This is a genomic window from Cupriavidus respiraculi (assembly GCF_914271545.1).
Classification (GTDB): Bacteria; Pseudomonadota; Gammaproteobacteria; order Burkholderiales; family Burkholderiaceae; genus Cupriavidus; species Cupriavidus respiraculi.
On the sequence record NZ_CAJZAH010000004.1, the window covers coordinates 36,955 to 51,075 of the forward strand.

Below are 14,121 nucleotides of genomic sequence, written 5' to 3' on the forward strand. Positions count from 1 at the left end.
CGCGCGCGCCTCACGGCTTGCGAGCCGGCTCCGGCGAGTCGCCCTTCGGACCGGACGGCGCGTCGGCCGTGGGCGCCGGCGGGCTGCCCTTCTCGCGCGGCTTCTGGCTGCGCTTGCCGCCTTCGGTCGCCTTGTTGGTGGACGTGGCGCTGTTCACGGTGGGCGACGCCGCGGACGGCGAGGTGCCGGTCGACGACACGGCGGCGTTGTTGCCCGACGCGCGGGGCGTGGTGGCCGGGTCCTGCGGTGGCGGAGTGCTTGGGTTGGGCGCGGTAATGGGCGCCTGCTGGGCCAGCGCGGGCAAGCCAGGTGCAGCCACGCCCAGAGCGATGGCGCTGATCATCAGGAATCGCTTCATGTCGGTCTCCATATGGATATCCGGCCTGGAGGTGGGAAGGCAGACCTGTACGACCAGGCCGCGGCCGCGCAGGCCGATGAGCGCGTCAGCGTCTCCACGTTACGGGCTCGCTGGCGCCGGCACTGCTGGGCAAACCCCGAAAGACCTGTAGGAATGGGACGACATGCGGGGACGACATGCGGGGACGACATGCGACGACGCGGGAACGACGACGGGCTCACCGCCGCACGTCAATTCCTGCTTGCCAACGGCGACCGCCGTGCCTTCAATCCAGTAGCCGCGGCGCAGCGGCATGGCTACTACCGGAAGCCCTCCGGTCAGGCCCGCCACCTGTCGCAATGGCCGCTTTTTTTCAACTGCCAACGGTAAATTTTTCACGTGGGCTATATCGCGCCTGATACACAACGGCATACCGCCACGGTACGTATCTTGCGGGCCAGCGAAATTTCTTAGCGGAGACCGCCATGACGCAAGCCATCCGGCCGCGAGCCGCAGACGCCCCCGAGCCGACCCGGACCAATGTTCCCACCGCAGACAGCCACGACGACACGCGCACGGCGATGTCGAGCACGACCATCCGGCGCGCCTTCCTCGACCACGTCTTCTATACCCAGGGCAAGCTGCCCGGGCTGGCCAGCCGCAACGACCTGTACCAGGCGCTGGCCCATACGGTGCGCGACCGGCTGGTGCAGCGTTGGATCAGCACCGCCGAAGCCTACCTGGGGCAACCGTCGCGCACCGTTGCCTACCTGTCGGCCGAATTCCTGATCGGCCCCCACCTGGCGAACAACCTGGTCAACCTCGGCATTCTCGACGAGGTGGAGGCCGCGATGGCCGAGCTGGACATCGAGCTGGGCGACCTGCTGGCGCAGGAGGTGGAACCAGGCCTGGGCAACGGCGGCCTCGGACGGCTGGCCGCCTGCTTCATGGACTCGCTGGCCACCATGCAGATTCCGGCGCTGGGCTATGGCATCCGCTACGAATACGGGATCTTCCACCAGTCCATCGTCGACGGCATGCAGGTGGAAAGCACCGACACCTGGCTGCGGCACGGCAATCCGTGGGAGATCCAGCGCCCGGAACTGGCGGTCGAGGTCAAGCTCGGCGGCCATACCGAGCACTACACGGACGACCGCGGCCGCTACCGGGTGCGCTGGGTGCCGGCCAAGACGGTGGTCGGCGTGCCGTTCGACTCGCCGGTGCTGGGCTACCGCGTCAATACGGTCAACACCCTGCGGCTGTGGCGCGCGGAGGCGACCGAAGCGTTCGACTTCAATGTGTTCAACCGCGGCGACTACCTTGGCGCCGTCAACAAGAAGGTCACGTCGGAGAACCTGACCAAGGTGCTCTACCCCAACGACGAGACGGAACAGGGCAAGGAACTGCGTCTGGAGCAGCAGTACTTCTTCGTCTCGTGCTCGCTGAAGGACATGCTGCGGCTGCTGGACGTGCACGGCATTCCGATCTCGCGCTTTCATGAGAAGTTCGCGGTCCAGCTCAACGACACCCATCCGTCGATCGGCATCGCCGAGCTGATGCGCCTGCTGGTGGACGACCACGACATGGCGTGGGAAGAAGCCTGGGAGATCACCCGCCAGGCCTTTGCGTACACCAACCACACGTTGCTGCCCGAGGCGCTGGAGTGCTGGCCGCTGCCGCTGTTCGCGCGCACCCTCCCCCGCCACCTGGAGATCATCTACGAGATCAATGCCCGCTTCCTCAACGAGGTCCGCATCCGCTTCTTCGGTGACGATTCGCGGCTGTCGCGCCTTTCGCTGATCGGGGGCAACAACGACTTCATCCGCATGGCGAACCTGGCTTGCGTCGGCAGCCATGCGATCAACGGCGTGGCGCAGCTGCACTCCCGGCTGATGCGGGAGGACGTGCTGAAGGACTTCCATGCCATGTGGCCGGACAAGTTCACCAATATCACCAACGGCGTGACACCGCGGCGCTGGCTGGTCGTCTCCAATCCCCGCCTGTCCAAACTGGCCTGCGAGGCGATCGGCGATGGCTGGATCCGCAACCTGTCCGAATTGCGCGGGCTGGAGCCCTATGCCGAGGACGCGGGATTCCGCGAGCGCTGGCAGCGGATGCGCAATGCCAACAAGAACGACCTGGCGCGGGTGATCCGGGAGGTCACCGGCGTGGTGGTCGACCCCACCTCGATGTTCGACGTGATGGTCAAGCGCATCCACGAATACAAGCGCCAGCATCTGGCGGTGCTGCATATCGTCGCGCTGTACCACCGCATCAAGAGCGATCCCAACGCCGACATCCAGCCCCGCACCTTCCTGTTCGGCGGCAAGGCGGCGCCGGGCTACCACTACGCCAAGCTGATGATCCGCTTCATCACCGCGGTGGGCGACGTGGTCAACCGCGACCCGCAGGTGCGCGACCGGCTCAAGGTGGTGTTCCTGCCCAACTTCAACGTGACGTACGGCCAGCGCATCTATCCGGCGGCCGACCTGTCCGAGCAGATCTCGCTTGCGGGCAAGGAGGCATCGGGCACCGGCAACATGAAGTTCGCCATGAACGGGGCCATCACCATCGGCACCATGGACGGCGCCAATATCGAACTGCGCGACGAGATCGGGGCGGACAACTTCTTCCCGTTCGGCCTGTCCGCCTCCGAGGTCTATGCGTTGAAGGCGTCGGGCTACCGGCCCCTGTCGGTCTACGAGAGCGACCCGGAGCTGCGCGCGGTGATCGACCTGGTCCGCCAGGGCTTCTTCTCCAAGGGCGACCCTTCGGTGTTCCAGCCGCTGTTCGACGGGTTGCTGCAGCACGACCCGTATCTGCTGCTGGCGGACTTTGCCTCCTACGTGCATTGCCAGCAGGACGTCTCCAACGCCTACGCCGACCAGGACCGGTGGCAGCGCATGTCGGTGCTCTCGTGCGCGCGCTCCGGCCATTTCTCGTCGGACCGCGCCATCCAGGAATACGCGGAACGGGTCTGGCGCGTGCAGCCAGTGCCGGTCTCGCTGCTGCGCGCCAGCATGGCTGCGAGCGCCCGGCGCAATGCGCAGGCCGGGACCGAATGATGCCGGCCGCCCCGAACCCCGCGAAGGCAACGGATGCCAACCCCGGTCCGGGCGTGTCATCCGACGATGTATTTCTTACAGCGCCATACCAAGGCTTGCCATCGCATGCGGCACGCCGGATCGCGTATGGGTGCCGGTAAACGCTGCGGTGCCGCGTTTTTTCATCGGCCCTCCGGCCTGGCATGGGCTTCGCATAGGCAATGCGCGCGTTGGCGGCGCAACAAGACGCCGCCAACGCCGACACAAACCGGGAGGCCGCAGCCGGTTAGCCGCCACGGGGTGCCGGCGCGGCACCCCGACATGCCTTTTCGATCTCTTTCCATCATAAAAATGCGGAGTCCATCTTGAACGCAAGCGTGCTTTTCGTCGCGGCCGAGGCGATGCCCCTGGCCAAGACCGGGGGTCTGGGCGATGTGGTCAGCGGCCTTGCCCGCTCCTTGCAAGAACGCGGTCTGAACGTCACTATCCTGATGCCGGGCTATCCGCAAGCTCTTGCCGCCGCCACCGATCTGCGCAGTTTTGGCGCGCTGCGCCTTGACGATGTCCCGACCGGCCGGGGCCTGGCACTGCCGCCGTGCCACACCTCCATGCGGCTGATGGTCGGCCGGCTTCCCGGCAGCGCCGTGCAGGTCGCGCTGCTGGACTGCCCCTCGCTGTTCGACCGCGCGGGCACGCCCTACACCGATCCCACCGGCCGCGATTTCGCCGACAACCCGCAGCGGTTCGCCGCGCTGGCCCATGCCGCCGTCGCCATCGCGGCGGGCCGCACGGCGTTGCCGGTGCCCCAGGCTGTGCACGCGCACGACTGGCACGCGGGGCTGACGCCGCTGCTGATGAAGGCGCATGGCCTGTCCACGCCGTCGTTCTTCACCATTCACAACATGGCGTTCCAGGGCCTGTTCCCGCTGGCCCTCGGTCCGGCGCTGGGCGTGCCCGACGACTGCCTGGGGCCCGAGGGCGCCGAGTTCTACGGCCAGCTCAATTTCCTGAAGGCCGGCATCCGCTATGCGGACCGCGTGACCACCGTCAGCGAAACGTATGCGAAGGAAATCCTCACGCCGGCCTTCGGGCACGGACTCGAGGGTCTGCTGCAGGCGCGCCGCGACGTGCTCGGCGCGATTCCCAACGGCGTCGATACCGAGACCTGGGACCCCGCGCACGATGGCCTGCTGCCGCAGCGTTACACGGTGGGCTCCGTCGCCGGCAAGCGCGCGTGCAAGGCGGAGCTGCAGCGGCGCTTTGGCCTGCCGGTCGATCCCTTCGCGCCGGTGGTTGCCTTGGGCAGCCGGCTGACGCACCAGAAAATGGCCGATGTCGCGCTGCCGGCGATCGAGCGCGTTCTCGCCGCGCGCGGCAACGTGCAGTTCGTGATCCTGGGGCGCGGCGATCCCACGCTCGAACAGGGCTTCATGGCGCTGGCCGCCGCGCATCCGGACCGCGTCGGTGTCTCCATCGGCTACAGCGAGGAAGCCGCTCACCTGCTCCACGGCGGCGCGGACCTGCTGCTCCATGGCAGCCGCTTCGAGCCGTTCGGCCTGACCCCGCTCTACGCGATGCGCTATGGCACGGTGCCGATCGTGTCGCGGGTTGGCGGCATGGTCGATACGGTAACCGATGCCGGCGAAGGCCCGGCGCCGGCGCCGGGCGCGACCGGCTTCGTCTTCGACGGCGAGCAGGTCGGCGACATGACCGCGGCCATCGAACGCGGGCTGCAGTGGTTCGGGCGCAGCCGGGAATGGCGGGCGATGCAGCGCGCCGGCATGCAGTCGCGCTGGGGCTGGGAAGGCCCCGCCGCGCAATACCTGTCGCTCTACGCCGCCCTGAGCCCGCGCCTTGCCGCGGAAGCCGAACTGGCGGCGGCAACGGCGGCGAACGAGCCGGCGGCTGCCCCGGCCCGGCGCGCGCCGCGGCGCGCGGCAGGCACGGGTGGACGGGCCGTTGCCCGGGCCCCGCGCGCCGGCGCATTGCCGGTCGCCGAGCCGCTGCCGGCCGCGGCCGTCTAGCGAGCCCCGCGGAGCCGAAGGGCCGCCCCCTGGGCGGATGGGCCGGGTCGAGTGATCCGGCCCCACGAATACTGTTGAGAGGCTCCTGATGACCCTACCCCAAACGACCACCGCTTCGCCCGACGCGCCCCCGGGGCGCGGCGCGTGGGCCACGCTCGGTGCCCAGGCGCTGCCCGAGGGCGGCGCCGATGCGCAGACCGAGCGCTACCGCTTCGGCCCGGCCCGGCTGCCGGATGGCCGCACCCGTTTCCGCCTGTGGGCGCCCGACGCCGCCAACCAGGGCGAAGCGCCCCGCCTTGAAATCCAGGACCTGGGCCCCGTACCCATGGTGGAGGTGGAACCCGGCTGGTTCGAGGCCGTGGCCGCCTGCTGCAATGGATGCCGCTACTGGTTCCGGCTTGGCGACGGCACCACCGTCCCGGACCCCGCCTCGCGCGCCCAGGCCGACGACGTCCACGGCGCCAGCATGGTGATCGACGCCAGCGGCTACGAATGGTGCCATCCGTACTGGAAAGGCCGCCCCTGGCACGAAGCCATCGTCTACGAAATGCACGTGGGGTTGTTCGGCGGCTACGCCGGCGCCATGCGCGAACTGCCCCGCCTGGCGGCGCTGGGCTTCACCGCCGTCGAGCTGATGCCGCTGGCGGAGTTTCCCGGCGGCCGGAACTGGGGCTATGACGGCGTGCTGCCGTTCGCGCCGGAGTCCAGCTACGGCACCCCGGACCAGCTGCGCGCGCTCGTGGACAACGCCCACGGGCTGGGCATGATGGTGCTGCTCGATGTGGTCTACAACCACTTCGGGCCCGAGGGCAACTATCTGCCCACCTATGCCAGCGCATTCTTCCGCGACGACGTGCCCACGCCGTGGGGACCGGCCATCGACTTCCGCCGCCCGGAGGTACGCACGTTCTTCGCCGAGAACGCCGAATACTGGCTTGACGCATTCCGCTTCGACGGCCTGCGGCTCGATGCCGTCCACGCGATCGTCGACGAAGGCTGGCTGCCCGAACTGGCGCAGCGCCTGCGCACCCGCTTTGCCGAACGCCAGGTCCATCTGGTGCTCGAGAACGACCATAACGATGCGCAGCTGCTGGCCGGCGGCTACGACGCGCAATGGAACGACGACGCGCACCATGCGCTGCATGTGGCGCTGACCGGCGAAGACGCCGGCTACTACGCGGACTACGCCAACCCGCTGCCGTCCGGGGACTCCGCGGCGCCCGCGGAGGGCGCCTCCGATGGTCGCGCGCTGGTCGGCGGCGCCGGCGGCCGCCCGGCCATGCGGCACCTGGCGCGCATTCTGGCCGAAGGCTTCGCCTACCAGGGCGAGGTGTCGGCATTCCGCACCGCCGCCGAGGAATCCGGCGGACAGCCGGTGCGCCGCGGCCAGCCCAGCGCGTCGCTGCCGCCCACCGCGTTCATGCTGTTCCTGCAGAACCATGACCAGACCGGCAACCGCGCCTTCGGCGAACGGCTGACGCAGCTCGCGCGTCCGCAGGCCATCCGCGCCGCCGTGACGATGCAGCTGCTGTGCCCACATATCCCGATGGTGTTCATGGGCGAGGAAAGCGGCGCCGATACACCGTTCCTGTACTTCACCAGCCATCCGCCCGAACTCGCCCAGGCAGTGCGGGAAGGACGGCGCCGCGAGTTCGGCGCGATGCCGGCCTTCCAGGATGCCGACCAGGCCGCGCGCATTCCGGACCCCAACGACCCGGCGACGTTCGACGCCTCGCGCCCCACGATCGACCCGGACAATGCCTGGGCCCGGCTGTACCGCACCATGATCACGGTGCGCCGGCGCGAGCTGCTGCCCCGCCTGCCCGGCACCCGCGCGATCGGCGTCGAGCTGCTCGGCGACGCCGCGCTCAAGGCCACGTGGCAGCTGGGCGATGGCACGCTGCTGACCCTGTGGGTCAACCTGGGCGACACACCCGTCAGGCGTTCCAGCCCCGTCGAAGGCGACCTGCTCGCGGAAAGCGAGGACGGCGCCGCGCAGGAGCTGGCCGCCGGCACCCTTCTTCCGGCCGTCACCGTCGCCTGTCTGCACGAATCGACCGGGGGCCGCAAAGTTTGATCGAGGTAGCATCCATGCCGCAAACAGAGGCTCCGGTCTCCCCGTCCCCCCACCCCAACCCGCCGCGCGCCACCGCCAGACTGCAATTGCACGCGGGCTTCCCGTTCGCGGAGGCTGCGCGCCAGATCGACTACTACGCGGCGCTCGGCGTCAGCCACCTGTACCTGTCGCCGATCTTCAGCGCGCGCCCCGGGTCCACCCACGGTTACGATGTGACCGACTTCGGCACCATCAACCCCGAGCTGGGCGGCGAGGAAGGCTTCCGGGCCTTCGCCTCGCAGGCGCAGGCCGCGGGCCTTGGCCTGATCATCGACATCGTGCCCAACCACATGGCGGCCAACGCCGCCCACAATGGCTGGTGGCGCGACGTGCTGGCGCGGGGCGCGGAAAGCCCCTATGCCGATCACTTCGACATCGACTGGCATTCGCCCGATCCGGATCTGCACGGGAAGGTGCTGCTGCCCATCCTGGGCCGGCCCTACTGGGAAACGCTGAGCTCGGGCGACATCACCGTCGCGCGGGACGATGCGCGCGGCCAGTTCACGCTGCGCTACGGCGACCACGACCTGCCGCTGTCCGAGGACAGCATCGCCGCCACGGAAATCTCCCCCGCCACCTTCGATGCGCGCGATCCCGCGGGTCTGGCGCGGCTGCACGAGCTGCTCGAGCAGCAGCACTACCGCCTCGCATGGTGGCGCACCGCCGCCGAGGAGCTGAACTGGCGGCGCTTCTTCGAAGTGAGCGAGCTGGTCGGCGTACGCGTGGAGGAGCCGCCGGTATTCGACGCCGTGCACGCGCTCGTGCTGCGGCTGATGCGCGAGGGCTGGATCGACGGCGTGCGTGTCGACCATGTCGACGGCCTCGCCGATCCCGGCACCTATTGCCAGCAATTGCGCGCGCACCTGACGGCCGCCGCCGCCGAGCGGCCGGTCGCGCGGGCGCTGACCCAGCCGTGGATCGTCGTGGAAAAGATCCTGGCCGAGCAGGAGACGCTGCGCGCCGAATGGCAGGTGGATGGCACCACCGGGTACGACTTCATGAACGAGGTCGGCGCGCTGCTGCATGACGGCGCGGGAGAGGCGGCGCTGGACACACTGTGGCACGCCGTGACCGGCGAGCGCCCCGACTATGCCGCCATGGTGCGCGAAGCGCGGCGCTATCTGCTGGAGCGCCATCTGGTCGCCGAATACGAGGGCCTGTGCCGGCGGCTGCATGCCTGCGCCCGCGAGGAACCGGCAACGCGCGACCTGACGCTGGCGAGCCTGCGGCGCGCGGTGGCCGGGCTGATGGAACCGCTGGACGTCTATCGCACCTATCTGAGCGAGCGCTCCTGGTCGCGCGAGGACAAGCTGATCCTCGAAGCGGCCGCGGAAAGCGCGCGCGTGACCATCGCGCCGGACGAGCCGGACGCCCTGGACCAGCTGGTCAACTGGCTGCGCGCCGGCCCGCACACCAGCCCTTCGCTGCGCGACGTGCGCGCCCGCGCGCAGCAACTGATGCCGCCGCTGGCCGCCAAGGCCAGCGAGGACACGGTGTTCTACCGCTACGGCAGGCTGCTCTCGCGCAACGAGGTCGGCAGCTATCCCGCCACGCTGGCGATGCAACCCGAGCGCTTCCACGCGCGCATGGCCGCCCGCGCGCAGGCATATCCGCGCGCGATGCTGGCGACCGCGACGCACGACCACAAGCGCGGGGAGGACACGCGCATGCGGCTGGCAGTGCTGAGCGAACTGGCCGAGGAATGGAGCGGCGTGGTCCACGAGTGGGAGCAGCGTTGCACCCCCCGCTTCGCCGAGCGGCAGGCGCCCGATGGCGCGGACCGCCTGATGCTGTACCAGACGCTGGTCGGCGCCTGGCCGCCCGATCTCGATCCGTCGGACCAGGCCGGCGTGCGCGCCTTCCTGGAGCGGGTGCAGGCGTGGCAGCTGAAGTCCATCCGCGAAGGCAAGCGGCACGGCAACTGGACGCATCCCGATACCGCGTACGAGGAAGCCTGCGCGGCGTTCGTCGACGGCCTGGCGTTCGCCTGCGTCGAACAGGACAGCGCCGCCGGCACCGCCGATGCCAACGGCGACGCGGCGACACCGCTGGCCGCCATCGCGGGGTTCGCCCGCCGCATCGCTACCGCCGGCGCCGTGAACAGCCTGGCGCAGACGTTGATCGAGCTGACCGCGCCCGGCGTGCCCGACCGCTACCAGGGCACGGAGACGTGGGACTTCAGCCTGGTGGATCCGGACAATCGCCGGCCGGTCGACTTCGAGCACCTGCGCCGCAACCTCGAATGCACCGCGGGCTGGGATGCCTGGCTCGATGGCTGGCGCGATGGCCGCGTCAAGACCCAGCTGATCCGGCGCGTGCTGGCCCGGCGGGGCGAACACGAGGCGTTGTTCAGCGAGGGCGCCTATCGCGAACTGCGTTGCGAAAGTCCCCTGCCCGGCAACGTCTTCGCGTTCGAACGCCGGCGCGGCGCCGCCCGCGCGATCACGGTCACGGCCCGGCTCTGCGCCCGCTACGTGAGCGCGGACAGTCCCCGCATCGCCACCGCGACATGGGGCGACACCACGCTGAACGTTGGCGAGGCGGAGTCGGGGGAGTGGGTGGAGACGCTGACCGGCCGCACCGTCACGGCCGTCGATGGACGCTTGCGCGTCGCGGACGTGCTGCACACGCTGCCGGTCGCGCTGCTGATGCGCGCCTGACGGCGTTGCCCCGCCGGCCGCTCACGCGGCCGGCGGGGCGCTCAGGCCTGCGCCCCCGGGCGCGCGGACTGCGCCTCGCCGCGCGACGACGGCGAAGCCAGGATTCCGGCCTTGTACAGGGTCTGGACGTTCCAGGGCTTGAGCAGGAAAGGCCAGCCCGAGGTGGACGACATCGCGAACAGATCGGCCTCGTCCGCCATCAGGACGACCGGCAGGAAGGGGAACCGCCGGCGCAGCCGCTCGCGCAGCGCCGCGCCGCCGCTGTCGGCGCCCAGCCGCGCATCGGCCAGCACGAGGTCCACGCCATGCTGGTCGGCCACGGCGAGCGCGTGGGTCGCATCGGTCGCGAGCAGCACCTCGTGCCCGGCCGCCTCCAGCGAATCCACCGCCCCGGCCACCGTGGCCAGCGACTCGGCCACGATCATCACGCTGGCCACGCCCCGCGCGGCCGCCCGCGCGGGCGCCGCGGGCGCGAACGCCAGTTCGCTGCCCGGGGCGGGCGGCAGATAGAGCTGGACATCCGTGCCGCTTCCCGGTCGCGAGGAAATCACCGCGACGCCATTGCACTCGGTGCAGAATTCGCGCACCTGGCTCAATCCCAGGCCGGTGCCGAGCCCCGCGGTCTTAGTCGTGAACAATGGCTCGAACACGCGCTCGACGAGCTCCGGCGGGATGCCCTTGCCGGTATCCCGGGCCGAGATGCGCACGTAGTCGCCTTCGAGGCCATGCGGGCCCCGGCCATCGAGCCGCACGTTGCTCGCCGACACCTCGAACAGCCCGCCGTCCGGCATCGCATCGCGGGCGTTGGCGGCCAGGTTGAGCAGCGCCAGTTCCAGCTCCGCCCGATCCGCCAGGATCTCCCAGCAATCGGCGGCGATGTCGTAGCGCAACTGGATGCGCGAGCCGAGCGTGGAGCGGATCAGCGGCGTCCACCCGTCCAGTTCCTGCGCCAGGCGCAACACTTCCTTGCGGTACTCGCGCTTCCTGGCCATGCCGAGCAGCTGGCTCGTCAGCGCCACCCCGCTGGAGAGACCCTTCTTGATGCCGGCCAGCGGCTTGTCGCGCGGCGCATTGGGCCGCAGGATCATCAGGTCGGTATTGAACGAGATCACCGACAGCACGTTGCGGAAGTCGTGCGCCACCGAGGCGATCAGCTGGCCGATGGCCTCGAGCTTGCGCGACTGCCGGTAACGCTCCTCGACCTCCTGCCGCTTGTTGACCTCCTCCTGCCAGCGGGAATACGCCTCTTCCTCCCGCGTCAGGCGCCGCAGGCTCATCCAGATCAGCGCCCACAGCGCGAACGCCGGCACGGCGGCAATGACCGCGGCCACGTACAGCTGCTGCCGCCATTGCGCATGAATGGCCTTGACCGGGATGCTGACAACGGCGTTCAGCACGCCGCTGCCCACGGCGCGGTGCGCCACGATGCTGTCCTCGCCCGCCACGCTCGCCGTGCGCAGCACCGCGTCGCCCTCGCGGCCATAGGCATGCTGCAGCCGCTGCACGATGGGCGCCGAAGCGGTCGCGGGCGTGCTGCTCGGGTAGGCCGCCAGCACCGCACCATCGCGGCGCACCAGCGCCGCCGTGGCAAGCCGGTCCTGGCTCAGTACGTCCTTGTAGAAGGCGGTGAAGTAAGCGGGCCGCAGCGAAACCGCCACGATGCCGACCACCTCCTTGTTGGCGCCGAGGCGCGGCATGCTGGCATTGAAGATGCGCTCGGAAATCACGCGGCCCACGACCACGCCGGAAACGTGAAAGGGCTGCTTGTCGACCACGATCGCCTTGTATTCCTCGCGGTCCGCGATATTGACCTTGGGCACCGGGTAAAAGCGGCTGCTGGCCAGCAGCGTGCCGTCCGCGCCGAAGATGGAGAGCGACGAGGCGTGCACCACGCCGCCGCTGACGTCGGCCAGCCGCACGTGAATGTCGCGTTCGTGCCGGGCCACGTCGGCGTCGCTCAGGCCCTGGGTGACCTCCCGGACCCGGCTATTGATCTGGTGGTTGCCCTCGAAGACCTGGCGGGTGTGTTCCTGGATGACCCGGGCGAGCCGGGCAGTCTGCTTCTCCGCCTCGGAAAACGCATCCCGCATGGAGAACCACGCCCAGAACGCCAGCACGGCGGCCGGAAACAGGATGGCGCCCGCAAGCAATGCGCGCAGCGTGCGCCGTTGCGTGGCGAAATAGTCGTGCGTTCCGAAGAAGGTTGGCGGCATGGATACAGCGGGGTGATGTCAGCTCTGTCTTCCGCCCCCTGCGCCCGGGGGCACAGCCTGCTCCAACAACCTCACAGCTTAGAACGGGATGTAAGAACTTCAAGGCAGCCTTTGGCGCCACCGGCGCCAAAGGATACGCCATTGTGCCGTACAACACCCTGCCCCCGCCGACTTTCTCGATCTTGTAGCTTTTACCCCTGTCAGCACGCAACGATATTGACGGCCAGCCCGCCCCGTGATGTCTCCTTGTACTTGGTCAGCATGTCCGCGCCGGTTTCCCGCATGATCCGGATGACCGTGTCCAGGCTGACGTGACGCGCCCCGTTGCCGTGCCGCGCCTGGCGGGCGGCATCGGCAGCCTTGACCGCGGCCAGGGCACGGTATGCGAACCGCAAAGGTCCGATGCCGAACTTGAACGGGTCGAAGACCCTGACCGCCATGCCTAGTGTTCTGCCTGCCGGATGATTTCCTTCGCGATGGTATTGCGCTGGATCTCGCTGGTACCCGTGACGATGCGATAGAGCCGCAGCCTGCGAAAGATGAATTCCACCGGATGATTGCGGGTCACCCCCACGTTGCCGTGGATCGCGCGTGAGCGACTGGAGAAAGTCGCGCAGGCGCAGGGCCACCGGATCGTGGGCGCCGGAGTACGTCACGAAGCCGATCGGGCGGTCCGGCCACTGCGCCGCGTTGCGATGGTTGGGGGCGCCGCGCACGTCCAGCCATCCGGCCTTGCGCTAGCCGTTGATCACCTCGCCGCCATTGATATGCAGCACCTGGCCGGTGATATAGCTCGCCGCGCTGGAGGCAAGGAACACATAGCCCGCGGCGACCTCGAACGGCTGGCCGGGGCGCTCCATCGGGGTGGACTTGCCGAACTTCTCGACCTCTTCCGGGGTAAAGGTGGACGGAATCAGCGGCGTCCAGATCGGGCCCGGCGCCACGCCATTGACGCGGATGCCGCGCTTGACCACCTGCAGCGCGAGCGAACGGGTAAACGACACGATCGCGCCCTTGGTGGCGGAGTAGTCCAGCAGGTGCGCGCTGCCGCGGTAGGCGGTCACGGACGTGGTGTTGACGATGGCCGAACCCTTCTGCAGATGCGGCAAGGCCGCGCGCGTGACATGGAACATCGAAAAGATGTTGGTGCGGAAGGTCGCCTCGAGCTGCGCATCGTCGATCGACTCCGGCTCCTTCTGCGGATGCTGCTCGGCCGCGTTGTTGACCAGGATGTCCAGCTTGCCGAGTTCGCTGACCGTGCGCTCCACGATGCTCGCCGCGTGCTTGCTGTCGGCCAGGTCGCCGGGCAGCAGCAGGCAGCGCTTGCCGGCTTCCTTGACCAGGCGCTCGGTCTCCTTCGCGTCCTCGTGCTCGTCCAGGTAGGACACCGCGACATCCGCGCCTTCGCGCGCGAAGGCCACGGCCACCGCGCGGCCGATGCCGCTGTCGCCGCCGGTGACCAGCGCCACCTTGCCGCTCAACCGGCCGCTGCCGACGTAATCGTCCGCGCCGCTGTCCGGCTTCGGATGCATCTCGCTCTCGAGACCGGGCTGCCGTTCCTGGTGCTGGGGTGGGACTTGCTTGGGCGTGCTCATATCCATGCTCCTATCGCTAAGGGGGACGGAACCACACGGCTGGCGTGGGCGTGAACCTCCCATGGCCGCAACTTCCGTGCCCCGTGCGATGGAACGGTGGATGGCGGGCTCGCGCCGCCGCGGTCGCCAGCG

General features: G+C 69.2%; 7 protein-coding genes and 2 pseudogenes. 4 read left to right on the forward strand and 5 right to left on the reverse strand.

All coding sequences use genetic code 11. The features are described from left to right. Positions 1–10 precede the first annotated feature (10 nt). Positions 11–358 carry a hypothetical protein gene (locus tag LDO27_RS18135; protein ID WP_222209648.1) on the reverse strand — a complete coding sequence of 116 codons (348 nt, stop codon included), beginning with the start codon at positions 356–358 and terminating at the stop codon, positions 11–13. Between the two features lie 464 nt (positions 359–822). Between LDO27_RS18135 and LDO27_RS18140 the strand changes: the two genes are divergently transcribed. The 4 genes from LDO27_RS18140 to treY all read left to right on the forward strand — a co-directional run bounded on the left by LDO27_RS18140 (position 823) and on the right by treY (position 10,181). Further along, the gene (locus tag LDO27_RS18140; RefSeq protein WP_377747676.1) at positions 823–3,402 is read left to right on the forward strand and encodes a glycogen/starch/alpha-glucan phosphorylase; all 2,580 of its coding nucleotides are present in this window, start codon (positions 823–825) and stop codon (positions 3,400–3,402) included. A 344-nt stretch (positions 3,403–3,746) separates the two neighbouring features. Then, a complete protein-coding gene (glgA, locus tag LDO27_RS18145) occupies positions 3,747–5,405 on the forward strand; it encodes a glycogen synthase GlgA (RefSeq protein WP_224043212.1) in 1,659 nt (552 codons plus the stop codon). 88 nt (positions 5,406–5,493) lie between these two features. Continuing rightward, positions 5,494–7,482, forward strand: a complete 1,989-nt coding sequence (locus tag LDO27_RS18150; RefSeq protein ID WP_224043214.1) for a malto-oligosyltrehalose trehalohydrolase — start codon at positions 5,494–5,496, stop codon at positions 7,480–7,482. A gap of 14 nt (positions 7,483–7,496) precedes the next feature. Next, the gene (gene treY, locus LDO27_RS18155; protein ID WP_224043216.1) at positions 7,497–10,181 is read left to right on the forward strand and encodes a malto-oligosyltrehalose synthase; all 2,685 of its coding nucleotides are present in this window, start codon (positions 7,497–7,499) and stop codon (positions 10,179–10,181) included. A 41-nt stretch (positions 10,182–10,222) separates the two neighbouring features. Here the strand turns inward: treY and LDO27_RS18160 are convergent, their stop codons facing one another. From LDO27_RS18160 to LDO27_RS18175, 4 genes and pseudogenes are all read right to left on the reverse strand, one after another. Then, positions 10,223–12,394 carry an ATP-binding protein gene (locus LDO27_RS18160; protein WP_222207485.1) on the reverse strand — a complete coding sequence of 724 codons (2,172 nt, stop codon included), beginning with the start codon at positions 12,392–12,394 and terminating at the stop codon, positions 10,223–10,225. Between the two features lie 200 nt (positions 12,395–12,594). Next, positions 12,595–12,771: pseudogene (locus LDO27_RS18165) on the reverse strand (L-serine ammonia-lyase, iron-sulfur-dependent, subunit alpha); the annotation flags it as partial. A gap of 65 nt (positions 12,772–12,836) precedes the next feature. Next, positions 12,837–13,010, reverse strand: a pseudogene (locus LDO27_RS18170) (acyl-CoA dehydrogenase family protein); the annotation flags it as partial. A gap of 121 nt (positions 13,011–13,131) precedes the next feature. Further along, on the reverse strand, positions 13,132–13,989 hold the full coding sequence (locus tag LDO27_RS18175) for an SDR family oxidoreductase (protein WP_222207481.1): 858 nt from the start codon (positions 13,987–13,989) through the stop codon (positions 13,132–13,134). Between the last annotated feature and the right edge of the window lie 132 nt (positions 13,990–14,121).

Bases quoted from the DNA above. Each gene is read 5' to 3' on its own strand.
- treY (WP_224043216.1), top strand. From the start codon at position 7,497: ATGCCGCAAACAGAGGCTCCGGTCTCCCCGTCCCCCCACCCCAACCCG.
- LDO27_RS18175 (WP_222207481.1), bottom strand. From the start codon at position 13,989: ATGAGCACGCCCAAGCAAGTCCCACCCCAGCACCAGGAACGGCAGCCC.
- LDO27_RS18150 (WP_224043214.1), top strand. From the start codon at position 5,494: ATGACCCTACCCCAAACGACCACCGCTTCGCCCGACGCGCCCCCGGGG.
- LDO27_RS18140 (WP_377747676.1), top strand. From the start codon at position 823: ATGACGCAAGCCATCCGGCCGCGAGCCGCAGACGCCCCCGAGCCGACC.
- LDO27_RS18135 (WP_222209648.1), bottom strand. From the start codon at position 358: ATGAAGCGATTCCTGATGATCAGCGCCATCGCTCTGGGCGTGGCTGCA.
- LDO27_RS18160 (WP_222207485.1), bottom strand. From the start codon at position 12,394: ATGCCGCCAACCTTCTTCGGAACGCACGACTATTTCGCCACGCAACGG.